Source organism: Streptomyces turgidiscabies Car8, assembly GCF_000331005.1.
GTDB classification, from domain to species: Bacteria; Actinomycetota; Actinomycetes; order Streptomycetales; family Streptomycetaceae; genus Streptomyces; species Streptomyces turgidiscabies.
In genome coordinates, this window is the sequence record NZ_AEJB01000454.1 from 1 (window position 1) to 24,288 (window position 24,288).

General features: G+C 69.2%; 19 protein-coding genes. 6 read left to right on the top strand and 13 right to left on the bottom strand.

Translation table 11 applies throughout. The annotated features are described in order from the left end of the window. Positions 1–21: 21 nt before the first annotated feature. Positions 22–1,278 (bottom strand): formyl-CoA transferase, encoded by a 1,257-nt coding sequence (gene frc, locus STRTUCAR8_RS32905; protein ID WP_006380551.1) that lies wholly within the window; start codon positions 1,276–1,278, stop codon positions 22–24. Between the two features lie 72 nt (positions 1,279–1,350). After that, positions 1,351–3,099, bottom strand: coding sequence for an oxalyl-CoA decarboxylase (oxc, locus tag STRTUCAR8_RS32910; protein WP_006380535.1), 1,749 nt, complete (start codon positions 3,097–3,099; stop codon positions 1,351–1,353). 255 nt (positions 3,100–3,354) lie between these two features. On the opposite strand from oxc, the gene STRTUCAR8_RS32915 reads away from it, so the two are divergent. Then, entirely contained in the window at positions 3,355–4,929 is a 1,575-nt protein-coding gene (locus STRTUCAR8_RS32915) for a FadD7 family fatty acid--CoA ligase (protein WP_044473316.1), read from the top strand. A 186-nt stretch (positions 4,930–5,115) separates the two neighbouring features. On the opposite strand, the gene STRTUCAR8_RS32920 is transcribed toward STRTUCAR8_RS32915, so the two are convergent. From STRTUCAR8_RS32920 to STRTUCAR8_RS32940, 5 genes are all read right to left on the bottom strand, one after another. Further along, positions 5,116–6,051: a LysR family transcriptional regulator gene (locus tag STRTUCAR8_RS32920; protein ID WP_006380539.1), complete on the bottom strand. Its 936-nt coding sequence runs from the start codon at positions 6,049–6,051 to the stop codon at positions 5,116–5,118. A 94-nt stretch (positions 6,052–6,145) separates the two neighbouring features. Then, a complete protein-coding gene (locus STRTUCAR8_RS32925; RefSeq protein WP_006380542.1) occupies positions 6,146–6,328 on the bottom strand; it encodes a formate dehydrogenase subunit delta in 183 nt (60 codons plus the stop codon). 34 nt (positions 6,329–6,362) lie between these two features. After that, on the bottom strand, positions 6,363–9,179 hold the full coding sequence (gene fdhF / locus STRTUCAR8_RS32930) for a formate dehydrogenase subunit alpha (protein ID WP_006380534.1): 2,817 nt from the start codon (positions 9,177–9,179) through the stop codon (positions 6,363–6,365). Further along, positions 9,176–10,789 (bottom strand): formate dehydrogenase beta subunit, encoded by a 1,614-nt coding sequence (locus tag STRTUCAR8_RS32935; protein WP_006380537.1) that lies wholly within the window; start codon positions 10,787–10,789, stop codon positions 9,176–9,178. Before STRTUCAR8_RS32935 ends, fdhF begins: the two co-directional genes overlap by 4 nt. Then, entirely contained in the window at positions 10,786–11,310 is a 525-nt protein-coding gene (locus STRTUCAR8_RS32940; protein WP_044473317.1) for a formate dehydrogenase subunit gamma, read from the bottom strand. Before STRTUCAR8_RS32940 ends, STRTUCAR8_RS32935 begins: the two co-directional genes overlap by 4 nt. Before the next feature lie 226 nt (positions 11,311–11,536). Between STRTUCAR8_RS32940 and STRTUCAR8_RS32945 the strand changes: the two genes are divergently transcribed. Then, positions 11,537–12,226: a GntR family transcriptional regulator gene (locus STRTUCAR8_RS32945; RefSeq protein WP_006380545.1), complete on the top strand. Its 690-nt coding sequence runs from the start codon at positions 11,537–11,539 to the stop codon at positions 12,224–12,226. Positions 12,227–12,317: 91 nt separating this feature from the next. Here the strand turns inward: STRTUCAR8_RS32945 and STRTUCAR8_RS32950 are convergent, their stop codons facing one another. Beyond that, positions 12,318–13,100: an acyl-CoA dehydrogenase family protein gene (locus STRTUCAR8_RS32950; RefSeq protein WP_006380543.1), complete on the bottom strand. Its 783-nt coding sequence runs from the start codon at positions 13,098–13,100 to the stop codon at positions 12,318–12,320. Positions 13,101–13,291: 191 nt separating this feature from the next. Here STRTUCAR8_RS32950 and STRTUCAR8_RS32955 point away from each other — a divergent pair, with 191 nt between their 5' ends. After that, a complete protein-coding gene (locus STRTUCAR8_RS32955) occupies positions 13,292–13,984 on the top strand; it encodes a GntR family transcriptional regulator (protein ID WP_006380540.1) in 693 nt (230 codons plus the stop codon). A gap of 58 nt (positions 13,985–14,042) precedes the next feature. Here STRTUCAR8_RS32955 and STRTUCAR8_RS32960 read toward each other — a convergent pair whose 3' ends face one another. From STRTUCAR8_RS32960 to sucC, 5 genes are all read right to left on the bottom strand, one after another. Continuing rightward, entirely contained in the window at positions 14,043–14,597 is a 555-nt protein-coding gene (locus STRTUCAR8_RS32960; protein WP_006380544.1) for a beta-class carbonic anhydrase, read from the bottom strand. A gap of 118 nt (positions 14,598–14,715) precedes the next feature. Beyond that, positions 14,716–15,945 carry a formyl-CoA transferase gene (gene frc / locus STRTUCAR8_RS32965; RefSeq protein ID WP_044473320.1) on the bottom strand — a complete coding sequence of 410 codons (1,230 nt, stop codon included), beginning with the start codon at positions 15,943–15,945 and terminating at the stop codon, positions 14,716–14,718. Between the two features lie 85 nt (positions 15,946–16,030). Then, the gene (locus STRTUCAR8_RS32970; protein WP_006380547.1) at positions 16,031–17,596 is read right to left on the bottom strand and encodes an aldehyde dehydrogenase family protein; all 1,566 of its coding nucleotides are present in this window, start codon (positions 17,594–17,596) and stop codon (positions 16,031–16,033) included. A 128-nt stretch (positions 17,597–17,724) separates the two neighbouring features. Then, positions 17,725–18,660 carry a succinate--CoA ligase subunit alpha gene (gene sucD / locus STRTUCAR8_RS32975; protein WP_006380550.1) on the bottom strand — a complete coding sequence of 312 codons (936 nt, stop codon included), beginning with the start codon at positions 18,658–18,660 and terminating at the stop codon, positions 17,725–17,727. 13 nt (positions 18,661–18,673) lie between these two features. Continuing rightward, the gene (gene sucC, locus STRTUCAR8_RS32980) at positions 18,674–19,813 is read right to left on the bottom strand and encodes an ADP-forming succinate--CoA ligase subunit beta (protein WP_006380553.1); all 1,140 of its coding nucleotides are present in this window, start codon (positions 19,811–19,813) and stop codon (positions 18,674–18,676) included. Between the two features lie 188 nt (positions 19,814–20,001). Here sucC and frc (STRTUCAR8_RS32985) point away from each other — a divergent pair, with 188 nt between their 5' ends. The 3 genes from frc (STRTUCAR8_RS32985) to STRTUCAR8_RS32995 all read left to right on the top strand — a co-directional run bounded on the left by frc (STRTUCAR8_RS32985) (position 20,002) and on the right by STRTUCAR8_RS32995 (position 24,263). Next, a complete protein-coding gene (gene frc / locus STRTUCAR8_RS32985) occupies positions 20,002–21,234 on the top strand; it encodes a formyl-CoA transferase (RefSeq protein WP_006380552.1) in 1,233 nt (410 codons plus the stop codon). A gap of 188 nt (positions 21,235–21,422) precedes the next feature. Continuing rightward, positions 21,423–22,814: an OFA family MFS transporter gene (locus tag STRTUCAR8_RS32990; protein WP_006380548.1), complete on the top strand. Its 1,392-nt coding sequence runs from the start codon at positions 21,423–21,425 to the stop codon at positions 22,812–22,814. Between the two features lie 45 nt (positions 22,815–22,859). Next, positions 22,860–24,263 (top strand): OFA family MFS transporter, encoded by a 1,404-nt coding sequence (locus tag STRTUCAR8_RS32995; protein WP_006380549.1) that lies wholly within the window; start codon positions 22,860–22,862, stop codon positions 24,261–24,263. Positions 24,264–24,288 lie beyond the last annotated feature (25 nt).

A 24,288-nucleotide genomic window follows, 5' to 3' on the forward strand; every position in this document is an offset into this window, starting at 1 on the left:
GTCGCACCCGGTCGCGTCGGGTCAGACGATGACGCCGCTCTCCTTCAGCCGGCCGATGGTCTCCTCGTCGTAGCCGAGTTCGACCAGGACCTCGGAGCTGTGCTCACCCAGCAGGGGGGCACCGGCGATGTCCGGCTTGAAGGAGGAGAACTTGATCGGGCTGCCGACGGTCAGGTACGTACCCCGGCCCTTCTGCTCGACCTCGACGACCGTGCCGCTCTTGCGCAGGTCCTCGTCGTAGGCCAGCTCCTTCATGCTCATGACCGGGGCGCAGGGCACCTCCCACTCACGCAGGATGTCGACCGCCTCGTACTTGGTCTTGTCCGCGAGCCATTTCTCGATCTCGTCGAAGATCTCGAAGATGTGCGACTGACGGGCGCGCGCGGTGGCGTACTCCGCGTCCTCGGCCCACTCGGGGCGGCCGATCACCTCGGCGGTGCGCTTCCAGTTCTGCTCCTGGACGGTGAAGTAGATGTACGCGTTCGGGTCGGTCTCCCAGCCCTTGCACTTGAGCACCCACCCGGGCTGCCCGCCGCCGCCCGCGTTGCCGCCGCGCGGTACCACGTCGGTGAACTCGCCGTTCGGGTACTGCGGGTACTCCTCCAGGTGGCCGACCCGCTCAAGTCGCTGCTGGTCGCGCAGTTTGACGCGGCAGAGGTTGAGGACCGCGTCCTGCATGGAGACGGAGACCTTCTGCCCCCGGCCCGTCCTGCCCCGGTCGATGATCGCGGTGAGGATGCCGATCGCCAGGTGCATACCGGTGTTGGTGTCGCCGAGGGCGCCGCCGGAGATGGTCGGCGGGCCGTCCCAGAAGCCGGTGGTGGAGGCGGCGCCGCCCGCGCACTGGGCGACGTTCTCGTAGACCTTGAGGTCGTTCCACGACGAGTCGTCGTTGAAGCCCTTGACCGAGCCGAAGATCAGGCGCGGGTTGAGTTCCTGGATACGTTCCCAGGTCAGGCCCATGCGGTCCAGGGCGCCGGGGGCGAAGTTCTCCACGAGTACGTCGGCGTCGGTGATGAGCTTCTCCAGCACCTCCAGGCCCTCTGCGGTCTTGGTGTTGATGGCGAGGGACCGCTTGTTGCTGTTGAGCATCGTGAAGTACAGGGCGTCGAGGTCCTCGATGTCCCGCAGCTGCTTCCGGGTGACGTCGCCGCCGTTGGGGCGCTCCACCTTCAGGACGTCGGCGCCGAACCAGGCGAGCAGCTGTGTGCAGGCGGGACCGGCCTGGACCCCGGTGAAGTCGATCACCTTGATTCCGGCGAGCGGCTTTTCACTCATGTCTGCATCCTTTTCGTGAACGTACGTGTACGGAAGGGGAGTTCGGGACTTCGAGACACAGAAGGATCAGGGTCACTTCTTCGCGGCCGTGATGTTGCCGACGGTGATGCCCTTGGGGTTGAGGTGCGAGATGTGGCCGCTCTCGGTGCCGGCCGAGGGGTCGATCACGCAGTCGATGAGGGCCGGGCCGCCCGAGGCCAGTGCCTCGGTGAGGGCGGCGGTGACCTCTGCGGGAGTGGTCGCCCGATAGCCCTTGCCTCCGAACGCCTCGATCACGAGGTCGTGGCGGGCCGCGCCCATGAGGGTCGTCGGGGAGGGCGCGTCGTCGTACGGGTTGACGTCGTCGCCCCGGTAGACACCGCCGTTGTTCATGATCACCGTGATGACGGGCAGGTTGTAGCGGCAGATCGTCTCGATCTCGATGCCGCTGAACCCGAAGGCGCTGTCGCCCTCGACGGCGATGACCGGTGCGCCGCTCTCGACGGCGGCGGCGATGGCGTATCCCATGCCGATGCCCATGACGCCCCAGGTGCCGCTGTCGAGGCGGTGGCGCGGTACGTGCATGTCGATGACGTTGCGCGCGATGTCCAGGGCGTTGGCGCCCTCGTTGACGATGTACGTCTCCGGGCGGGCGCGCACGACATCGCGTACGGCCTTCAGGGCGCCCATGAACTGCATGGGGTGCGGGTCGGCTTCGAGGCGCACCGCCATCTTGGCCACGTTCTGCGCCGAGCGGGCACCCAGTTCCTCCCGCCAGGCCGAAGGGGCCGCGATCCGGCCGGGCTTGGTCCGTTCGGCGAGTGCTTCGAGCACCGAGTCGATGTCGCCGACGAGCGGGGCGGCGATGGGCTGGTTGCTGTCGATCTCCCTGGGGTCGATGTCGATCTGGATGAACTTGGCGTCCGGGTTCCAGCCCGTCTGGCCATGCCCCAGCAGCCAGTTGAGGCGGGCGCCGATCAGCATCACGACGTCGGCCTTCTTCAGCGCCAGGGAGCGCGCGGTGGCCGCAGACTGCGGGTGGTCGTCGGGCAGCAGGCCCTTGGCCATCGACATCGGTACGTACGGGATGCCGGTGGACTCGATGAACTCGCGGACCCGGTCGTCTGCCTGGGCGTACGCGGCGCCCTTGCCCAGGACGACCAACGGCCGCTCCGCGCCTGCCAGTAGCTCGATCGCCCGGTCCACGGCCTCCGGCGCCGGCAACTGGCGCGGGGCGGGGTCGACGAGACGGCTCAGCGTCTTCGCGCCGTCCGCGGCGGGCATGATGGCGCCGAGCACGGCTGCGGGAATGTCGAGGTAGACGCCGCCGGGGCGTCCGGAGATCGCGGTGCGCAGTGCGCGGGCTATGCCCCGGCCGATGTCCTCGACGCGGCTGACCCGGTAGGCGGCCTTCACGAAGGGCTGCGCGGCGGCGAGTTGGTCCATCTCCTCGTAGTCGCCCTGCTTGAGGTCGACGAGGTGACGCTCGCTGGAGCCTGAGATCTGTACCATCGGGAAGCAGTTGGTGGTCGCGTTCGCCAGGGCGACCAGTCCGTTGAGGAAGCCGGGCGCGGACACGGTCAGTGCCACGCCGGGCTTCTTGTTGAGGTAGCCGGCCGCCGCCGCCGCGTGTCCGGCGTTACTCTCGTGCCGGAAGCCGATGTAGCGGATGCCCTGTGCCTGGGCGAGGCGGGCCAGGTCGGTGATCGGGATGCCGACCACGCCGTAGATGGTGTCGACGTCGTTCATCTTGAGCGCGTCGACGACCAGGTGGTACCCGTCGGTGAGCTCGGTCGGAACGTCGGCTGCTGCCGCGGTCTCCAGGGGCGAGGGGGCGGTCATGGTCCGAGGTCCTCCTTGGGCAGGTCCTGCCGGAGCGGCTACTTCTCTCACCATCCGCAGCGCGTCCGTCCGCGTCCAAGACCCATCGGCGACCAGCCGATAAACAGCGTCTATCGACCGCTGGTGGAGGCGCCGCCAACTCCCTTGATAGACGCCTGCTATCGGCCGTTCACCAGTGCGTATTGGACGCCGGTCGCTGGTCGCCGCAGGCTCGCAGAGGACTGTTCATCGGATCTGGCGCGAGGGGGTGGGGTCATGGCGGTCCCGGCCGCGGCATCCGTGTGCGACGCGAACCGGTACCGGCCTCCTGCGGTCACGGGCCTCGTGGACCTCCTCGACCGGCAGGTGCGGGAACGCCCGTACGCCCGGGCTCTGGTCGTCACCGGTGAGCGGGTGCACCTCTCCTACCGTGGCCTCGCCGCGCTGGCCGACGACGTGGCGGCCCGGTTCGGCCGCGCGGGCCTGGGGCGGGGTGACGCGGTCGGTCTGATCTGTGCCAACACCGCCGAGTTCGTTGTGGCGTTGCTCGGCGCGGCGCGGGCGGGGCTGGTGGTCGCCCCGCTGGACCCGGCGCTTCCCGTGTCCCAACTGACATCCCGTGTGCGGGCGTTGGGTGCGCGGGCGGTTCTGGTCGGACCGTCTGTGTCCGACGTCGTGTTGCCGGTTCCCGTGTGGCCCCTGCGGGTGGACGCCTCCCGGGCGGGCACGGCGACGGTCACGCTCGAGACCGGCGCCGCTCCCGAAGTGCCGGGCGCCGCAGACGAGTTGTCGGCCCGGGACGCCCTCGTCCTGTTCACCGCGGGAACCACCGACCGGGCGAAGATGGTTCCGATCAGCCACAGCAACGTGGCCGCGTCCCTCCAAAATATCTGCGCCACCTACGAGTTGAGCCCCGCCGACGCGACGGTCGCGGTGATGCCGTTCTTCCACGGCCACGGGCTGTTCGCGGCGCTGCTGGCCTCCCTGGCCAGTGGGGGATGCGTGCTGCTGCCCGAGCGGGGGCGGTTCTCGGCGGGTACGTTCTGGGACGACATGCGGGCCGTGACCGCCACCTGGTTCACCGCGGTGCCGGCGATCCACGAGATTCTGCTCGACCGGTCGGAGCGGGAGTACCCGGGGCCGCAGGCGCCGCCCCTGAAGTTCGTACGGAGTTGCAGCGCACCCCTCAACACGGCCACGCAGCGCGCGCTGGAGCGCACGTTCGGGGCGCCACTGCTGTCCGCGTACGGGATGACCGAGTCCTCGCACCAGGCGACGAGCGAGCCGCTGCCGGAGCGTGGCGCGCTGAAGCAGGGGTCGGTCGGGCGGCCGACCGGGGTCGAGCTGCGGATCGTCGACCGGAGCGGGCGGGCGTGTCCGGTGGGTGTCGAGGGCGAGGTGTGGGTGCACGGTCCCACCGTCGCCCGCGGGTATCTCGCCGACCGGGACGGGTCGTCGTACACCTTCGTCGACGGGTGGCTGCGGACCGGTGACCTGGGCACGCTGGACGCGGAGGGGTATCTGTCACTGACCGGGCGGATCAAGAACCTCATCAACCGTGGTGGGGAGAAGATCTCGCCCGAGCACGTCGAGGACATCCTCGCCGGTTGCCCGGGGGTCGCCCAGGCGGCGGTGTTCGCCGTGGCTGACGCGGTGTACGGGCAGCGGGTCGGCGCCGCCGTGGTCATGCGTGCGGGCGAGTGCGTGGGCGTCGCGGAGATCCTGCGGTACTGCCGTGACCGGCTGGCCCCGTTCGAGGTGCCCGACCGGCTCGACGTGGTCGCCGCCCTGCCGTACACCGCGAAGGGGGGCCTGGACCGGAAGGCGGTGCGGGCCCGGTACGCGCCCTGAGTTGGGCTGAGCCGGTAGGTGCCTCTGACCGGGGCCGGCGCATGCGGTGCTCGCCCGTTGTCGGGGGCGGCCTTACCAGCGAACGGGCGGGCGGCAATGGCAGTTGTCCAAGTGAGGCCCCGCGCGACGAGCCGGAACCGGGAAGGCACTGGCGACCCGATGCGCGCCCTAACCCTATCCCCGGGCTCACCGCACGCGGTGCTCGGCTGTCGGCAGGGGTCGGGCGAAGAGGTCGTCCAGGGACAGGCCTGTCGCGGCGTTGACGAAGGCGCGGGCGGCGACCGAGCCGGGGGTGGCCGCGTGGATCGCCACCGAGACCTGGGCGCCGGCCTCCGGGTCGACCAGGGGCAGCGCTCGGGTCCGGCCGACGACCGGCATGGCGCGCAGCCAGGTGTGCGGGACGATGCTCGCCCAACCGCCACCGCCCACATGGGCGTAGAGGGACGCGATGGAGTCCGTCTCGACCTGCGGGGTCACCACGAACCCCTTCTGCGCGAACACCGTGTCCGCGATCTGCCGGATCCGCATGTCGGGTGTCAGCAGCGCGAGCGGGAGTTGGGCCGCGTCCGCCCAGGTCACCGTGGCGGACTGGGCGACGAGTTGGTCGTCCGACACCAGCAGCATGTACCGCTCCTGGTAGAGGGGGACGACCTGCAGGCCCTCCTGGTCGCCCGGGTCGAAGTGGGCGATGGCCACGTCCAGTTCGTAGTCGCGCAGTTGGCGGTGGAGTTCCTTCGTGGAGAGGCGGGAGCGGACCTGCACCTTGGCCAGCGGGTGTGCCGCGCAGAACGCGGCCACGGGAAGCGCCAGGGTCGTGGACGCGGTGGGGTCGGTTCCCAGGCGCAGTGTTCCCGTGATGCCCGACTGGACGGCGGCCACCTCGGCCTTGAACGCGTCCTGTTCGGCGAGGATACGCTTGGCCCAGACGACGAGGCGTTCACCTTCCGGGGTGAGGCCCTGGTAGTTGTGGCCGCGGTTGATCAGGGTGACGTTCAACTCCCGTTCCAGCTTGGCGATCGCCGCCGAGAGCGCCGGCTGGGACACGTAGCAGGACTCCGCCGCCCGGGCGAAGTGCCGTTCCCTCGCCACCGCCACGAAGTACTCCAGCTGCCGGAACAGCATGAACGGCTCCTCTCTGTCCGGGGCCGCCCCAGCGTACGCGGCGCCTCCCCCGCGATGATCTACGGGGGAGACGGCGCGAGTCCGACCCGGCGGGTCAGCGCAGGAGCTTCACCGCGGCGACGACGAGCGGGTCGAGACCGTCCGCTCCGGCGTCGACGAACTCGTACAACCGCGTGCGCATGCGCGGGTCCCAGAACCTGTCCACGTGCCCGGCGATCGCCTCGGCGGCCGTCTCGCTCGGCAGGTGGCCGTGGTTCGCGGCGATGTCGTTGGCCATCCGGCGCTCCGGTGGTACGGCGGCTGCGGTCATCTCAGTCCACCACCATGACCATGTCGTCCGCGGCCGGTACGGCTTCGGCCGCCTGGGTCGGGCGGGCGAGGCCGACCTGTACGGCGGTCACCTTGTACTCCGGGCAGTTGGTCGCCCAGTCGGAGTTCTCCGTGGTCACCACGTTGGCGCCGGTCACGGGGTGGTGGAAGGTGGTGTAGACGACCCCGGTGGGCATCCGGTCGGAGATCTCCGCACGCAGTGACGTCTGCCCGACCCGGCTGGCCAGGGTGACCATGTCACCGTTCTTGATGCCCCGGTCCTCGGCGTCGTGGGGGTGCAGTTCGAGGATGTCCTCGGGGTGCCAGGCGACGTTGCCGGTACGGCGGGTCTGCGCCCCGACGTTGTACTGGCTGAGGATGCGTCCGGTCGTCAGGACCAACGGGAAGCGACGGGTGCTGCGTTCGTTGGTCGGTACGTAGGAGGTGACCACGAACCTGCCCTTGCCGCGCACGAATTCGTCGACGTGCATGATGGGCGTTCCTTCCGGCGCCTCCTCGTTGCACGGCCACTGGATGCTGCCGAGCTTGTCCAGCAGCTCGAAGGAGACACCGGTGAAGGTCGGGGTGACCGAGGCGATCTCGTCCATGATCTGGCTCGGATGGCCGTACGCCATCGGGTATCCCATGGCGGTGGCGATCTCGCTGACGATCTCCCACTCGTGCTTGCCCGTCTTCGGCTTCATCACCGCGCGCACCCGGTTGATGCGGCGTTCGGCGTTGGTGAACGTGCCGTCCTTCTCCAGGAACGACGCCCCGGGCAGGAAGACGTGCGCGAACTTGGCCGTCTCGTTGAGGAACAGGTCCTGTACGACGACCAGTTCCATCGCTTCGAGGGCGGCGGTGACGTGTTTGAGGTTGGGGTCCGACTGGGCGATGTCCTCGCCGTGGACGAACAGGCCGCGGAAGGTGCCGTCGATCGCCGCGTCGAACATGTTCGGGATACGAAGTCCCGGTTCGGCGAGGAGAGTTCCGCCCCAGAGGTTCTCGAAGACGGTGCGTACCGCGTCGTCGGAGACATGACGGTAGCCGGGGAGTTCGTGCGGGAACGAGCCCATGTCGCAGGAGCCCTGCACGTTGTTCTGACCGCGCAGCGGGTTCACGCCGACGCCGTCCCGGCCGATGTTGCCGCACGCCATCGCGAGGTTGGCCATTCCCATGACCATGGTCGAGCCCTGACTGTGCTCGGTGACGCCGAGGCCGTAGTAGATGGCTCCGTTCGGGGCGGTCGCGTACAGCCTTGCTGCGGCCCGGAGTTCGGCGGCCGGTACGCCGGTGATCGGTTCGACCGCCTCCGGGCTGTTCTCGGGGCGGGCGACGAACTCCGCCCACTCGTCGAAGTCCTCGCACCTGGCGTCCACGAAGTCACGGTCGAACAGGCCCTCGGCGACCACCACATGGGCCATGGCGTTCACGACGGCGACGTTGGTGCTCGGCCTGAGCTGGAGGTGGTGTGAGGCCTCGATGTGCGGCGAGCGCACGAGGTCGATACGGCGCGGGTCGACGACGATGAGCTTGGCGCCCTCGCGCAGCCGGCGCTTCATCCGGGACGCGAACACCGGGTGCCCGTCGGTGGGGTTGGCGCCGATCACCATGATCACGTCGGCCTCGGCCACGGAACGGAAGTCCTGGGTGCCCGCCGACTCGCCGAAGGTCTGCTTGAGTCCGTATCCCGTCGGGGAGTGGCAGACGCGGGCGCAGGTGTCGACGTTGTTGTTGCCGAAGGCCGCGCGCACCATCTTCTGTACGACGTACACCTCTTCGTTGGTGCAGCGCGAGGAGGTGATGGCGCCGACCGAGCTCGTGCCGTACCGGTCCTGGAGCTCGCGCATACGGCGGGCCACGGTGCCGATCGCCTCGTCCCACTCGACCTCACGCCACGGGTCGGTGATCTTCTCGCGGACCATGGGCCTGAGTTGACGGTCGGGGTGGGTGGCGTAGCCGAAGGCGAAGCGGCCCTTCACGCACGAGTGACCCTCGTTCGCCCCGCCGTCCTTGTACGGCACCATGCGCACCAGTTCGTCGCCGCGCAGTTCGGCCTTGAAGGAGCAGCCGACCCCGCAGTAGGCGCAGGTGGTCACAACCGACCTGGTGGGCATACCGAGTTCGACGACCGAGCGTTCCTGGAGCGTGGACGTCGGGCAGGCCTGGACGCAGGCGCCGCAGGAGACGCACTCGGAGTCCATGAACGTCTCGCCGGCTCCCGCCGAGACCTTGGAGTCGAAGCCGCGCCCCTCGATGGTGAGCGCGAAGGTGCCCTGGACCTCGCCGCAGGCCCGTACGCAGCGGGAGCAGGCGATGCACTTGGACGGGTCGAAGTCGAAGTAGGGGTTGGAGGTGTCCTTCTCGGCGTCGAGATGGTTCTCCCCCTCGTAGCCGTAGCGGACCTGCCTGAGCCCCACCACGCCTGCCATGTCCTGGAGTTCGCAGTCTCCGTTGGCCGGGCAGGTGAGGCAGTCGAGGGGGTGGTCGGAGATGTAGAGCTCCATGACGCCCTGGCGGAGCTTCTCCACCTTCGGCGTCTGCGTGCTCACCTTCATCCCGTCGGCGCACGGAGTGGTGCAGGACGCCGGGGTGCCGCGCCGGCCGTCGATCTCGACCACGCACAGCCGGCAGGAGCCGAACGCCTCCAGGCTGTCGGTGGCGCACAGTTTGGGGATGTCGACGCCGGCCTGTGCGGCGGCGCGCATCACCGAGGTGCCCTCGGGGACGGTCACCGGCAGGCCGTCCACCTCCACCGACACCGTTGCCGGACCGGGCCGTTCCGGGGTTCCGAAGTCGGGTTCCTTGAGGAGTGTCATGCCGTTCCCTCCGTCCTCACGCCGCTGGCTTGTACGGGTTGGATGTCCAGGAGTCGACGGCCGCCGAGGAAGTCGTCGGGGAAGTGGGTGAGGGCGCTGCGTACGGGCATCGGGGTCAGCCCGCCCATCGCGCACAGCGAGCCGTCGGTCATCAGGTCGCAGAGGTCGTCGAGCAGAGCGAGGTTCTCGTCCCGGTGCGTACCGGCCACGATCTTGTCGATCACCTCGACGCCGCGCACCGAACCGACCCTGCACGGTGTGCACTTGCCGCAGGACTCCTCGGCGCAGAACTCCATCGCGAAGCGGGCCTGCGCGGCCATGTCGACGCTGTCGTCGAAGACGACGATCCCGCCGTGCCCGAGCATCGCGCCGGCCTCGGCGAACGCCTCGTAGTCCATCGGCAGGTCGAACATCGACGTCGGCAGATACGCGCCGAGGGGGCCGCCGACCTGTGCTGTGCGCACCGGGCGGCCGGTTCGGGTCCCGCCGCCGTAGTCCTCAACCAGTTCGCGCAGGGTGATGCCGAAGGCCGTCTCGACGATGCCGCCGCGCTCGATGTTGCCGCCGAGCTGGAAGACCTGGGTGCCGCGCGAGCGGCCGACGCCGAGGTCCTGGTAGGCCTTCGCACCGTTCGCTAGGACGACCGGGACAGTGGTCAGGGTAAGGACGTTGTTCACCACGGTCGGTTTGCCGAACAGGCCCTCGATCGCCGGGATCGGCGGTTTCGCCCGGACCGTGCCCCGCTTGCCCTCCAGACTCTCCAGCATGGAGGTCTCCTCGCCGCAGATGTACGCGCCGGCGCCGACACGGACGTGCAGGTCGAAGTCGAGGGTGGAGCCGAGGATGCCCTTGCCCAACCAGCCCTGCTCGCGGGCGCGTTCGATCGCCTCGCGCATGGTGGCGATGGCGTCCGGGTATTCGGAGCGGATGTAGAGGTAGCCCTCGCTCGCGCCGACCGCGTGCGCGGCGACGGTCATGCCCTCGATGAGCAGGAACGGGTCGCCCTCCATGACCATGCGGTCGGCGAAGGTTCCGCTGTCGCCCTCGTCGGCGTTGCAGCAGACGAACTTCAGCTCGTCGGCGCAGTCCAGCACCGTCTTCCATTTGATACCGGCCGGGAATCCGGCACCGCCGCGTCCGCGCAGTCCGGATGCGGTGACCTCGGCGACCACGTCGGCGGGCGCCCTGTCGAGGGCGGCGCGCAGTCCGGCAAGGCCGCCGTGCTCGATGTAGTCGCGCGTCGAGAGGGGGTCGGTCACGCCGACTCTGGCGAAGGTGACGCGTGTCTGGCGGGCCAGCCAGGGGAGTTCTTCGACGAGGCCGAGCCGCAGCGGGTGGTCCGCGCCGTCCAGCAGGCCGGCGGCCAGGAGTCCGTCCACGTCGTCGGGGGTCACCGGGCCGTAGCCGACGCGGCCTCTCGGGGTCACGACCTCGACCATCGGCTCCAGCCACAGCATGCCGCGTGACCCGTTGCGTACGACGTCGATGGCGAAGTCCCCGCGCGTGGCGGCCTGTTGCAGGGCACCTGCAACCTCGTCCGCGCCGACGGACCTGGCGGCGGAGTCGCGGGGGACGTAGACCGTCGCCGTGGCGTGCGAGGAGTTGTTCATGAGGAGACCGTCCCGTCGAGCGTGCCGTTTCGTGTCTCGGTCAACGTCCTCGGCGGCCCGTTGAGGAGGGAGCCCAGACGGGCCGGACTCACTCGCCCGTGCAGCCGTCCGTTCGCCTCCACCGCTGGCCCCAGTGCGCAGTTGCCCAGGCAGAAGACCTGCTCGACGGTGACCGAACCGTCCGCCGAGGTCTCCCCCAGGGTCAGTCCGCTCTCGCGCGCATAGCTCACGAGGCGATCGGCGCCGAGGGCCTGGCAGGCTTCCGCGCGGCAGATGCGCACCGTGTTGCGGCCGGCGGGCTCGCGGCGGAAGTCGTGGTAGAAGGTCACCACTCCGTGGACGTCCGCCCGGGAGAGGTTGAGCGCGTCGGCAAGCACCGGAATCGCCTCCTGCGGCACATGGCCCAACTCGGCCTGGACCGCGTGCAGTACGGGCAGCAGCGGGCCGCGCTGATCCCGGTGGTCGGCCACCACCTTCCGGACCACGCTCTCGACCGACATGTCACTCCCGCTGGTCGTCATGATCGCTCCGCCTTCCGTCACGCGGGTCCCCCGGCGAGGGTTGCAGGAGACTGAGACGATACCCCATACAGGCTTCTGTATACAGACGACAGTCGTAGAAGCCCGGCACGCCTTACAGCTGCCGCCATGTTGCATACCAAAACCTGTATGCTGCAGCCGTCGTCGGCAACCTCACGGCGGCCACCTCTTGGCAAAGCCGTCGGCCCGACGGCAGAACGGGACAACCATGCGCGAGGCACTCACGGCCGCAGCGTCCCGGCGCGTCACCCGCCCGGCACCACTGCGCCAGGCCGTGTACGACGCCCTGACCGAACTGATCGTCAGCGGCTCCCTCAAGCCCGGTCAGCACCTGGTCGAAGCGGAGCTCGCCGAGCATCTCGGGGTCAGCAGGCAACCGGTCCGTGAGGCCCTGCAGCGGCTCCAGACCGCCGGTTGGGTCGATCTGCGGCCCGCCCAGGGCGCCTTCGTCCACTCCCCCACCGAGGAGGAGGCCGCCCAGCTCCTGGGCGTCCGATCGGTGCTGGAGACCTACTCGGCCCAGCTCGCCGCCGCCAACGCGACGCCCGAAGACGTCGACCACCTCTGCGAGCTCCAGATGCAGGGCGTCGACGCTCTCGCCGCCGACGACGTCGAGCGCCTGGTCGCGGCCAACACCGCCCTGCACGCCTTCGTCACCTCGCTGGCCGCCAACGACGTGCTGGCCGAGATGCTCGCGCAGGTGGGTCAGAAGGTGCGCTGGTACTACACGCCCATCGCCAAGCCCCGCGGTAAGGAGGCCTGGAACGAGCACACCCAGCTCATCAAGGCCATCGCCAAGGGGGACACGGTCCGCGCCGGCGAGGTCATGCGCAAGCACACCGAACGCACGACCGACTTCTACCGCAGGCAGATCGCCGCCGGGGCGGGCCAGGGCTGAGCCGCAAACCGGCAGCCGCGAAGGAATCCCAACGGGCCGCCTACCGGACGGACTTGCCGTCCGCGCGCCGAAGCGCGGGATGGGCCGGAGCTCAGGAGGCCGCGAGGGTTTTCGTCGGGCGAGCTGCGGCGGCGGTGAAGGGGTGCTCCCGCACACCGGCGGCAGCCCTCAGTTCGAGCAGCCACGGCAGGACCGTGCGCAGCACGATGTCGTGCCCGCCGCCGTCCGCACCGAGTCTCGCGTCGGCAGGCACCAGCACCGGGTCGGCGAACACCGTGGACGTACCGCTGCCGGGCGGCCCGGCACCATCGGGCCGAGCGGGTACGAACAGGTCGGGGGCATGCGCCGGCACTCCCCAGAGACTCAGGCCCTCCGGCACGCCGAGCGGCCTGGAGGACCAGACGTAACTGTCGGCCTCCCCTGCCGCGACCACCCGGCGTTTACGGGCTCGCAGGGCGACCACACCCCCGGAGCGGACGGCCGTGCAGCGCGGCATGAGCAGGTCGACCTCCGTCACCTGCTCGCCGGTGTCGTCCTCGGCGAGGGCGAGGCTGCCGAGATGGCGTCCGGCGGCGATCTCTCCGCGCACCCAGGGGCTGCCGTACGACTCGATGACGGCGACCGCCGTGTAGTGGGACCGGAGTACCGCCGCCGTCGCCGGGCAGACCTGTGCGGTCCGGGCCACCACCTCGGCGGCTTCCGCCAGGCCCAGTCCGGCGCCGCCGAACTCGGTGGAGACGGTGAGCCCCAGCAGTCCGGTGGCCCCGAAGGCCGTCACGGCACCACGGGGGAACCTGCCTTCCATGCCGGTGATCTGGGCGCAGGGTGCGACGGCACGGGCCAGGACTTCTGCGAGAGCTGTGCGGTACGACACGGGTGATCATCCCCTTAAGGTGATTGCATACAGTATTCTGTACGCCTTCATCGGACACCAGGGGTAGGTGAGCCAAATTTCCACGCCCCCTATGCACACGACCGCGAAAATGGCTATTGCATACTAAACTCAGTATCCCGTAGTTGATGTCTGTCATCCCGCCGTCAGCAGTCGAACGAGGGAGAGGGTCCATGCCCGACACACCCACCGTGGCAGCGAGCGGCCCGATCCCCCGGCCGGCCCCGTTGCGCCAAGCCGTCTATGACGCCCTGACCGAACTGATCATCAGCGGCTCCCTCAAGCCCGGCCAGCACCTCGTCGAGGCCGACCTCGCCGAGAACCTCGGCGTGAGTCGTCAGCCGATCCGTGAGGCCCTCCAGCGGCTCCACACCGCCGGGTGGGTCGATCTGCGGCCCGCGCAGGGCGCGTTCGTCCACTCCCCCACCGCTGAGGAGTGCGCGCAACTGCTCAGCGTCCGGGCCATTCTGGAGACGCACTCCGCGCGCGGCGCAGCCGAGCACGCCACCCCGGCCGACGTCGGCCGGCTGTGGGAGCTGCAACAGATCGGCCTCACGGCCCTCGCGGCCGGCGACGCCCGGGGCATCGTGGAGGCCAACGCGGCGCTCCACGCCCACATCACGCAGCTGTCCCGCAACGCGGTCCTGGTCGAGCTCATCCCGCAGGTCGACCGGCGCGTGCGCTGGTACTACATGCCCATCGCCAGGCCCCGCGGCACGGACGCCTGGAACGAGCACTCCCAGATCATCGAGGCCATCGCCGCCGGCGCCCCCGACCGCGCCGAGGAACTCATGCGCAGGCACACCGCCAACACCACCGACTTCTACTGTGAGCAGATCGCGGCGCTGGCCGAGCGGAGCGCGTGACGACGAGGCAGGGAGTGGGGGCAGGGGGCAGACGGCTGGGGGCCGAAGGCAGGCGGGATCAGGAACTCGGGGCGATCTCCCGCAGCAGTCCGGTCGTCACGTCGAAGACGAAGCCCCGGACGTCGTCCGTGTGCGGCAGGAACGGCGAGGTGCGCACGCGCTGCATCGACTGCCGTACGTCCTGGTCGACGTCCCTGAAGGCCTCCACCGCCCACGCCGGGCGCTGGCCGACCTCCAGCTCCAGTTCGTGCCGGAACTCCTCGGTCAGGGTCTGGAGACCGCAGCCGGTGTGGTGGATGAGGACGACACTGCGGGTACCGAGCGCACGCTGGCTGATCGTCAGGGAACGGATGGTGTCGTCGGTGACGACACCGCCGGCGTTGCGGACGGTGTGGCAGTCGCCGAGTTCCAGGCCGAGCGCGGCGTGCAGGTCGATACGGGCGTCCATGCAGGCCACGACCGCCACGCGCAGCACCGGGCGGGCGTCCATCCCCGGGTCGGCGAAGTCGGCGGCGTAGGCACGGTTGGCCTCGACGAGCCGGTCGGTGACCGTGCCGGTGCCGGGACCGGCGCCGGGTGCGCTGTGGGCGAGACGGGGTGCGTGGGTCGACATGCTGGGCTACCTCACTCCGGTCGGGTGTCGGGTGTCGGAACACGAGCCGTTCCGGGCTCGGCGCGGTTCTCTGCGCCTCGCCCGGAACGGAGTGCGAGCGGCGTCGGGCCGCCGGCGGTCAGATCACGCCCTGCGCCCTGAGAGTCGGCAACTCTGCTTCTCCCACGCCCAGTTCGCCGATGAGGATGTCGGCGGTGTGCTGACCCAGGAGGGGTGGGGTGGTGATGTGGGTGGGAGAGTCGGAGAGTTTGAGAGGGTTGCCGACCGTGGTGAAGTGACCGCGTTCGGGGTGCTCGACGCTGACGATCATGTCGTTGGCGGCGAGTGAGTGGTCCTCGATGATCTCCTTGGTGGAGAGGATCGGCCCGCAGGGGATGTTGTATGCGTTCAGCCGTTCCAGGACCTGCCATTTCGGCAGGCTGATGGTCCATTCCTCGATCAGCTGGAACATTTTCGCCAGCTTCGGCAGCCGTGCCTCGGGGGTTGCCCATTCGGGGTCGTCGGCGAGTTCGGGCCGGCCGATGAGCGCGGCGAGGGGTTTCCAGCCGGGCGGCTGGACGATGACGTACACGTAGTCGTTCGGGCCGCCCGGCGCACAGCGCACCGCCCAGCCGGGCTGGCCACCGCCCGACGCGTTCCCCGAACGGGGCACCTCGTCGCCGAAGTCCTCGGTGGGGTATTCGGCCAGGGCCCCGTGTGCCAGCCGCTGCTGGTCGCGCAGTTTGACCCTGCACAGGTTCAGTACCGCATGCTGCATCGCCACGTTCACCCGCTGCCCCCGACCGGTCGTCTCACGCTGGAACAGGGCCGCCAAAATGCCGGCGACCGCGTGGATGCCCGTCCCGGAGTCGCCGATCTGCGCCCCCGTCGCCATCGGCGGCCCGTCCTCGAACCCGGTGGTCGCCATCGACCCGCCCATCGCCTGCGCCACCACCTCGTAGGCCTTGAAGTCCGTGTACGGGCCCGCCCCGAAGCCCTTGATCGACGCGTACACCACCCGAGGGTTGATCTCCCTGATCCGGTCCCAGGTGAAACCCATCCGGTCCACCGCGCCGGGCCCGAAGTTCTCCACGAGTACGTCCGACCGGCGGATCAGCTCCGTCAGAATCTCCTTGCCCCGCTCGGACTTGGTGTTGAGGGTGACACTGCGCTTGTTGCAGTTGAGCATCGTGAAGTAGAGAGAGTCCACGTCCGGCAGGTCCCGCAGCTGCCTGCGGGTGATGTCACCGCCGGGTGCCTCCACCTTCACCACATCCGCGCCCAGCCACGCCAGCAACTGCGTCGCCGACGGGCCGGACTGCACATGCGTCATGTCCAGGACGCGAATCCCCTCAAGAGCCTTCGTCATGATCGCCACCTCACTGTTACGTCGACGTGTGTACACGCGATGTCCGCCGGGCGGCGCCCCCGCACGGGCGCCGCCCGGCCGCCGGTCACGGCATGAGCTGGTACTCCGGGAAGTTCCCGGGCAGCCGCTCGCCCGCCGGTCCCTGGGTGACGGCGCGCACCAGCAGCTCGCCGCCGACGAACGCGCCGCGCCAGGACGCGCCGAACCCGCCGAACAGCTCGTCGCGGTCGCCCCTCGAACGCGGCTTGCCGTGGCCGACCTTGAAGGCGCGGATCTGCGGGGCGAGCCGGTCGTAGGTCGCCCGGTCGTCCGTGGACAGGGTGGCGACGAGGGCGCCGTTGGAGGCGTTCATCGCGGCGAGCAGCTCCGCCTCGGTGTCGACCAGGACGATGGTGTCGACCGGCCCGAACGGCTCCGCGTGGTGCAGCGGCGAGGAGGGCGGCGGGCCCAGGAGTGTGACCGGCTGGACGTACGCCGAGGTGTCCTGGCCGGGCAGGAAGCGGGAGTCGGTCTCACTGGCGCGGTGGAGGGGGACGGCGCCGCGGGCGATGGCCTCGGCGACCTGGTCGTGCAGTTCCTTCGCCTTGGCCGCGTTGATCACGGGGCCGAAGTCCAGTGCCGGGTAAGGGTCGTCGGCCTTCTCGACGGCGAGCGGGTGTCCGAGGCGCAGGGTGCGTACCGCCGGGAGGTACGCCGTCAGGAACTCGTCGAACAGTTCCCGTTGGACGACGAAGCGCGGGTACGCCGTGCAGCGCTGTTTGCCGTAGTCGAAGAGCTTGGGGACGACGGCCTTGAGGGCGTCCCAGTCCGAGTAGTTCCAGATGCCCCAGGTGTTGAGGCCTTCCTGTTCGAGGACGTGGCGTTTGCCGAGGTCGGCGACTGCCGTGGCCACCGCGGCGCCGGTGTCGCGACCGCCCACGAAAGAGACGCAGCCGATCTCGGGCGCCCGCACCAACGCCTCGGAGAGCTCTCCCCCGCTGCCGCTGACGAGGGTGACGGGAATCCCCTCACGGGCGGCGAGCGCGCAGGCCAGGGTCAGACAGGCGACACCGCCGTCTGTCGGGGCCTTGGCGATGACCGCGTTGCCCGCCAGTGCCTGGACCAGCATCGCGTGAACGAGCACGCTCATCGGGTAGTTCCAGCTGGCGATGTTGGAGACGGGGCCGTCCAGCGGCACCCGGTCGGCGACCATCGGTTCGATGCCGTCGACGTACCAGCGGACACCGTCGATGGCCCGGTCCACGTCCGCCTGGGCGAGCCGCCACGGCTTGCCGATCTCCCAGACGAGCAGGAGTGCGAGGAGTTCGCGGTGCTGGGTGAGAGCGTCGAGGGTGGCCGCGACGCGGGCGCGCCGCTCGGCGAGCGGGACGTGCCGCCAGGCGCGGTGCTGGTCGAGGGAGGCGCGTACGGCCTGGCGGGCGGTGTCCCGGTCCAGGCGCGGCGGACCCGCGATGGGGCTGCCGTCGACCGGGCTGGTGGCGGGCAGGGTCCGGCCGTCCGCCTGCCAGGCGGAGTTCCAGAGGTTGAGGACGCGGTCGTCGCGGAACGCCTCGGGGGCGACGGCGAGGCATCGCTGCCAGGCGTCGGCCCAGGACGTGCCGGACTTCACCACGAGGTGGGTGGATCGGGTGGTGTCGAGGGTGGTGGTCATGCGGTGTCTCCGCTCTCGGTGCACAGTCGGGGGCGGGGGGTGCGAGGGGTGCGGAACGCGGTGGTGTCGTGGGGTACGGAGGGGTCATGGGCCACGGCGGGGTCGTACGGTCCGACGGTCACCGGCTGTCAGCCATGGCCGGAGGCACGGTCGGCGCCTCGGCCGATGTCGCGCTCGGTGTCGCGGTCGGCGTCCAGGAGGGCGATTACGAGGCGGGCCGTCTCGGTCGGGGTGTTTCCGACCTGGACGCCGACCGCCTCCAGCGCTGCCTTCTTCGCCTGCGCCGTGCCCGCCGAACCCGAGACGATGGCGCCCGCGTGCCCCATGGTCCTGCCCTCGGGCGCGGTGAAGCCGGCGATGTAGCCGACGACGGGCTTGGTGACGTGTTCCTTTATGTACGCGGCGGCGCGTTCCTCCGCGTCGCCGCCGATCTCCCCTATGAGGACGACGAGTTCGGTGTCGGGGTCGTCCTGGAAGGCGGCCAGGCAGTCGATGTGGGTGGTGCCCACGACGGGGTCGCCGCCGATGCCGACGCAGGTGGAGAAGCCGATGTCCCGGAGCTCGTACATGAGTTGGTAGGTGAGCGTGCCGGACTTGGAGACCAGGCCGACGCGGCCCGGCTTCGTGATGTCGGCGGGGATGATGCCCGCGTCGGACTGGTCGGGAGTGATCAGTCCCGGGCAGTTGGGGCCGATGATCCGGGTGCCCTTCTCCTTGGCGTACGCGGTGAAGGTGACGGAGTCGTGGACGGGGATGCCCTCGGTGATGACGACGGCGAGTCCGATGCCGGCGTCGGCCGCTTCGACGACGGCCGCCTTGGCGAAGGCGGGCGGGACGAAGACGACGGTGACGTCGGCTCCGGTCGCCTGTATACCGTCGGCGACCGACCCGTACACGGGTACGGCACGGTCGTCGAAGTCGACGGTGTGGCCGGCCTTGCGCGGGTTGACGCCGCCGACGATGTTCGTACCGGCCGCGAGCATGCGCCGGGTGTGCTTCATGCCCTCGGCGCCGGTCATGCCCTGGACGAGGACCTTGCTCTCCTTGGTGAGGTAGATCGCCATGTCCGGTCTCCTCTCAGGCTGCGGTGGCGAGTTGGGCCGCGCGGCGGGCCGCGCCGTCCATGGTGGTGGCCTGCTGGACCAGCGGGTGGGCATGCTCGTCGAGGATGGCGCGTCCGCGCGCGGCGTTGTTGCCGTCGAGGCGTACGACGAGCGGCTTGGTCAACTCGACGGTGCCCAGAGCCCGCACGATGCCGTCGGCGACCGCGTCGCACGCGGTGATCCCGCCGAAGACGTTGACGAGCACCGACCTCACGTCGGGGTCGGAGAGGATGACGGACAGCCCGTCGGCCATGGTCCGGGCCGAGGCTCCGCCGCCGATGTCAAGGAATTTGGCGGGTCGGGCGCCACAGCCGGCGACCACGTCGAGGGTCGACATGACCAGGCCGGCGCCGTTGCCGATGACGCCGACCTCACCGTCGAGCTTGACGTAGTTGAGGCCCTTGGCGGCGGCCGTCGCCTCCAGCGTGTCGCCGTACTCCGCCCCCTCCGCGCCCCAACGTGCCTGCCGGAAGCGGGTGTTGTCGTCGAGGGTGACCTTGCCGTCGAGGGCGAGGAGCTGCCCCTGCCGGGTGCGGACGAGCGGGTTGACCTCGACGAGGACGGCGTCCTCGCGGACCAGTACCTGCCAGAGTCGTACGAGGACGTCGACGGACTCGGGTGGCAGCCCCGCGGCTTCGGCTATCTCCGTGGCCTTCGCGGAGGTGACGCCCTCGGCCGGGTCGATGTGCATGCGGGTCACGGCCTCCGGTCGGGCGGCGGCGACCTCCTCAATCTCCGTGCCGCCCTCGGCCGATGCGATCGCCAGGAAGCGGCCCGCCGTACGGTCGAGGACGTAGGAGACGTAGAACTCGCTCTCGCTGTTGGCGAGTTCGACGGCCTCGGCCACCATGACCGTGCCGACCGTGTGGCCCTTGATGTCCATGCCGAGGATCTGACGTGCCGTGAGTTCCGTCTCGGCCGGATAGGCGGCGAGCCGCACACCGCCCGCCTTGCCCCGGCCTCCGGTCCTGACCTGCGCCTTGACGACGACTCGGCCGCCCAGCCGGCTGGCCAACTCCCTTGCCCCCTCTGGCGAGTCGGTGATCTCCGCCCTCGGCACGAGGATGCCGTGTTCTTCGAAGAGTCCGCGGGCTTGGTGCTCGTACAGGTCCATGATTCGGCTCCCGTCTTAAAAGTGCTGCACGCCCCCTGGACATCACCCATCGGATGCGGGATAACAATCTTCATACAGTATTCGTCGACTGTATGCAATGTGCCAAGCGGTACTCAGGAACGGTGCGACCAGGACGCTCAGGGCAACGGACCAGGCAACGACAAGACAGCGGACAAGCGAGGTGACCTGTGACGACGAAGGCTCTTGAGGGGATTCGCGTCCTGGACATGACGCATGTGCAGTCCGGCCCGTCGGCGACACAGTTGCTGGCCTGGCTGGGCGCGGATGTGGTGAAGGTGGAGGCACCCGGCGGTGACATCACCCGCAGGCAGCTGCGGGACCTGCCGGACGTGGACTCCCTCTACTTCACGATGCTCAACTGCAACAAACGCAGTGTCACCCTCAACACCAAGTCCGAGCGGGGCAAGGAGATTCTGACCGACTTGATCCGCCGGTCCGACGTACTCGTGGAGAACTTCGGGCCCGGCGCGGTGGACCGGATGGGTTTCACCTGGGACCGGATCAGGGAGATCAACCCTCGGGTGGTGTACGCGTCGATCAAGGGCTTCGGGGCGGGCCCGTACACGGACTTCAAGGCCTACGAGGTGGTGGCGCAGGCGATGGGCGGCTCCATGGCCACCACCGGGTTCGAGGACGGGCCGCCGATGGCGACGGGGGCGCAGATCGGCGACTCCGGAACCGGCATCCACTGCGTGGCGGGAATCCTGGCCGCGTTGTTCCAACGCGAGCGCACGGGGCGGGGGCAGCGGGTGAACGTGGCGATGCAGCACGCGGTGCTCAACCTGTGCAGGGTCAAACTGCGCGACCAACAGCGCCTGGCGCACGGTCCGTTGGCGGAGTATCCGAACGAGGACTTCGGCGACGAGGTGCCCCGTTCGGGGAACGCGTCGGGCGGTGGCCAGCCCGGCTGGGCGGTGCGCTGTGCGCCGGGCGGCCCGAACGACTACGTGTACGTCATCGTCCAGCCGCCCGGCTGGAAACCCCTCGCCGCGCTCATCGGCCGGCCCGAACTCGCCGACGACCCCGAATGGGCAACCCCCGAGGCACGGCTGCCGAAGCTGGCGAAAATGTTCCAGCTGATCGAGGAATGGACCATCAGCCTGCCGAAATGGCAGGTCCTGGAACGGCTGAACGCATACAACATCCCCTGCGGGCCGATCCTCTCCACCAAGGAGATCATCGAGGACCACTCACTCGCCGCCAACGAGATCGTGGTCCGGGTCGAGCACCCCGAACGCGGCAGCTACGCCACGGTCGGCAACCCCCTCAAACTCTCCGACTCCCCCACCCACATCACCCCCTCTCCGCTCCTGGGCCAGCACACCGAGGAAATCCTCATCGGTGAACTGGGCCTGGGCGACGAGGAGCTGCGGCTGCTCAGGACGAGCGGGGTGATCTGAGGTGAGGCCTCGGAGCGCACCACAGAGGTGCGGCGTCTCCCAGCAGTTGGGGGGCGGTTCATGACGTAACCCGGCGAAGGGGACGTCCGACGGTGCGCGTCGGCCGGCCCCGGGACCCGTGCGCGCACGAAAGGCATTTGGACAGGGGGCGCTGGCCAGATCTTTCGACGCAAGGAGTCTTGACCAAGATGACAACCATCGACTACTCGACGTCCGTCCCGTACCGGGAGGTGACGGACCACAACGGCCGCGTGTACCGCGTCGGTGAATCCGATGTCGACATCATGGGCCGCAGGCGCAAGTGGATGGTCATCCTGCCGTGGATCGGCATGATGGGCATCAGCTCCGCCGAGTACGCGTTCACGTCCGCGGAGGACACCCTCCACGAGGCCCATCTGTGGGACAGCGGGCACATCTTCTGGCTGATGGGCGTCTGGGTGTTCTTCCAGGCGGCCGTGGCCTTCCCCGCCGGTCAGCTGCGGGAGAGCGGCAAGCTGCCCGCCCGTACGGCGATGATGATCGGCGCGGTCGGCACCATGCTCGGCTACGTCTCGCTGGCGTACGCACCCAATGTGCTCGTGGCCTACTTCGGCTTCGGCATGTGCAGCGGTATCGGCGCCGGTCTCGTGTACGCGACCTGCGTCAACATGGTCGGCAAGTGGTATCCGGAACGCAAGGGCGGCAAGACCGGGTTCGTCAACGGCGGCTTCGCCTACGGGTCGGTGCCCTTCGTGTTCCTGTTCACCTCGTACATGGACCTGAGCAACTACCAGACCGTGCTCGCCTGTGTCGGCGTAGGGCTGTGCCTGGTCGTGGCGTCGGCCGGCTGGTTCTTCAAGGACCCGCCGAAGAACTGGTGGCCCTCGCACGTGGACCCGCTCAAGGTCACCGACGACCCGAAGATCCGCCGGGCGCTGGAGAAGAACCCGCCGGCCGTCAAGCAGTACGTCCCGAGGGAGGCCGCCCGGCAGCCTGTCCTGTGGATGATGTGGTTCTGCCTGCTGTGCACCGCCGGCATCAACATCTTCGGTATCGCCTTCCAGGTGCCCTTCGGCAAGGACATGGGTTTCGCGGGCGGGATCGTGGCCACGGCGATGTCCCTGAAGGCCATCGTCAACGGCACCGGCCGCGGTGTCATCGGCTGGATATCCGACCGCTACGGGCGACGCCACACGCTGATCATCGTCTGTCTGGTGCTGGGCACGGCCCAGTTCGGTGTGCTGGTCTCCGGCCAGATGGGCAGCATGCCGTTCTTCCTGTTCTGCTCCATGGTCTCCGGTTTCGGCGGCGGGGCGATCTTCCCGCTGTTCGCGGCCATGACCGCCGACTACTTCGGTGAGAACAACAACGCCTCCAACTACGGAATGGTCTACAGCTCCAAGCTCATCTCCGGCCTCGTCGGCTCCGGAGTCGGCGCGGTCGTCGTCGACCACTGGGACTACGAGGGCGCGTTCGTCCTGGCCGGCTCCATCGGACTGGCCTCCGCCGTACTGGCGGTGTTCCTGAAGGCGCCGGGCAGGCCGGCGGCCGACCGCCGGGTCTCCCCCAACCCCCAGCCGCTCGGCGAGGAAATGGCCTGACACGTCAGCAAGGGAAATGGCCTGACACGGAGGAATTGGCCTGACATGACGGCAGATCCCATCGCGAAGAACAGCTCGTCGACCCACCCCGAAGCCGCACACCGTCCCTACCGAGAAGTGACCGACCCCCGCGGCCGCGTCTACCGCGTGGGCGAGACCGACCGGGACATCCTCGGTCACTCCCGCAAGCTCATGGTGTACCTGCCGTGGATCGCCATGATGGCCATCAGTGTCTTCGAGTACGCGTTCGGCTCGGCGGAGGACACCCTGTCCCACGCCCACGGCTGGACGCAGAGCAACACCTTCTGGATCCTCAGCGTCTGGGTCTTCTTCCAGGCCGGCATCGCCTTCCCCGCGGGCTGGCTGAGGGAGAAGGGGGTCCTGACGGCCCGTAAGGCCATGTACATCGGCTCGGGGCTGTGCGCCCTCGGATTCCTCGCCCTGTCGCATCTGAGCAACGTCTGGCTGGTGATCCTGGGCTTCGGCGTCGTCGGAGGCATCGGCGCCGGCCTGGTCTACGCGACCTGTATCAACATGGTCGGCAAGTGGTTCCCCGAACGCCGGGGAGCGCGGACGGGGTTCGTCAACGGCGGGTTCGCGTACGGATCGCTGCCGTTCATCTTCATCTTCAACTACGGCTTCGACACCGCGAACTACCACCGGGTCCTGGACCTGATCGGCTGCTACATCATGATCGTGGTGCTGGCGTCCGCCTTCTTCTTCAAGGATCCCCCGAAGAACTGGTGGCCCGCGGACATCGATCCGCTGACGTTCGCCGGCGACGAGAAGAACGCCACGAGCCTCGCCAAGAACCCTCCCGCGGTGAAGCAGTACACGCCCAGGGAAGCCGTCAGGACCGGCATGCTCCCCCTGATGTGGCTCTCCATCGTGCTGACCGCGGGCGTGTCGATCTTCGGCATCTCCTTCCAGGTCGACTTCGCCAAGGAGGTGGGCTTCGGTCCCCTGGTGGCAGCCTCGTCGATAGGTGTCATGGCGGTCATCAACGGCATCGGCCGCGGTGTCGTGGGCTGGCTGTCCGACAAGTGGGGCCGCAAGCCCACCCTGGTGTTCGTCATCGTCGTGCTGGGCCTGGCCCAGTTCGGTGTGATCTGGGCGGGCGACACGAAGAGCGAGGCGCTGTTCCTGTTCTTCGCCTTCCTCTCCGGGTTCGGCGGCGGCGCGTTCTATCCGCTGTTCGCGGCGCTCACCCCGGACTACTTCGGGGAGAACTACAACGCCTCCAACTACGGACTGGTGTACAGCGGCAAGCTGGTCAGCGGTCTGTTCGGCGGCGGCCTCGGCTCCATGGTGGTCGCGGCCTGGGGCTATGACGGCGCGTACGCCCTGGCCGGCGCCGTTTCCATGGTGGCGGCGGTGATCGCCCTGCTGCTGCGGCAGCCGGGCCGCACCACGGCTGCCCGGACCGCGGGGCCGCAGCCCGTTGGGTGACGGCACACGCGCGTACACATGAGGA

What these genes read in the sequence shown, in the direction of transcription:
- fdhF (WP_006380534.1), bottom strand. Translation starts at nt 9,179, where the DNA reads ATGACACTCCTCAAGGAACCCGACTTCGGAACCCCGGAACGGCCCGGT.
- STRTUCAR8_RS32995 (WP_006380549.1), top strand. Translation starts at nt 22,860, where the DNA reads ATGACGGCAGATCCCATCGCGAAGAACAGCTCGTCGACCCACCCCGAA.
- STRTUCAR8_RS32920 (WP_006380539.1), bottom strand. Translation starts at nt 6,051, where the DNA reads ATGCTGTTCCGGCAGCTGGAGTACTTCGTGGCGGTGGCGAGGGAACGG.
- oxc (WP_006380535.1), bottom strand. Translation starts at nt 3,099, where the DNA reads ATGACCGCCCCCTCGCCCCTGGAGACCGCGGCAGCAGCCGACGTTCCG.
- STRTUCAR8_RS32940 (WP_044473317.1), bottom strand. Translation starts at nt 11,310, where the DNA reads ATGACGACCAGCGGGAGTGACATGTCGGTCGAGAGCGTGGTCCGGAAG.
- STRTUCAR8_RS32990 (WP_006380548.1), top strand. Translation starts at nt 21,423, where the DNA reads ATGACAACCATCGACTACTCGACGTCCGTCCCGTACCGGGAGGTGACG.
- sucD (WP_006380550.1), bottom strand. Translation starts at nt 18,660, where the DNA reads ATGGCGATCTACCTCACCAAGGAGAGCAAGGTCCTCGTCCAGGGCATG.
- sucC (WP_006380553.1), bottom strand. Translation starts at nt 19,813, where the DNA reads ATGGACCTGTACGAGCACCAAGCCCGCGGACTCTTCGAAGAACACGGC.
- STRTUCAR8_RS32925 (WP_006380542.1), bottom strand. Translation starts at nt 6,328, where the DNA reads ATGGCCAACGACATCGCCGCGAACCACGGCCACCTGCCGAGCGAGACG.
- STRTUCAR8_RS32915 (WP_044473316.1), top strand. Translation starts at nt 3,355, where the DNA reads ATGGCGGTCCCGGCCGCGGCATCCGTGTGCGACGCGAACCGGTACCGG.
- STRTUCAR8_RS32960 (WP_006380544.1), bottom strand. Translation starts at nt 14,597, where the DNA reads ATGTCGACCCACGCACCCCGTCTCGCCCACAGCGCACCCGGCGCCGGT.
- frc (WP_044473320.1), bottom strand. Translation starts at nt 15,945, where the DNA reads ATGACGAAGGCTCTTGAGGGGATTCGCGTCCTGGACATGACGCATGTG.
- frc (WP_006380551.1), bottom strand. Translation starts at nt 1,278, where the DNA reads ATGAGTGAAAAGCCGCTCGCCGGAATCAAGGTGATCGACTTCACCGGG.
- STRTUCAR8_RS32945 (WP_006380545.1), top strand. Translation starts at nt 11,537, where the DNA reads ATGCGCGAGGCACTCACGGCCGCAGCGTCCCGGCGCGTCACCCGCCCG.
- STRTUCAR8_RS32970 (WP_006380547.1), bottom strand. Translation starts at nt 17,596, where the DNA reads ATGACCACCACCCTCGACACCACCCGATCCACCCACCTCGTGGTGAAG.
- STRTUCAR8_RS32935 (WP_006380537.1), bottom strand. Translation starts at nt 10,789, where the DNA reads ATGAACAACTCCTCGCACGCCACGGCGACGGTCTACGTCCCCCGCGAC.
- STRTUCAR8_RS32955 (WP_006380540.1), top strand. Translation starts at nt 13,292, where the DNA reads ATGCCCGACACACCCACCGTGGCAGCGAGCGGCCCGATCCCCCGGCCG.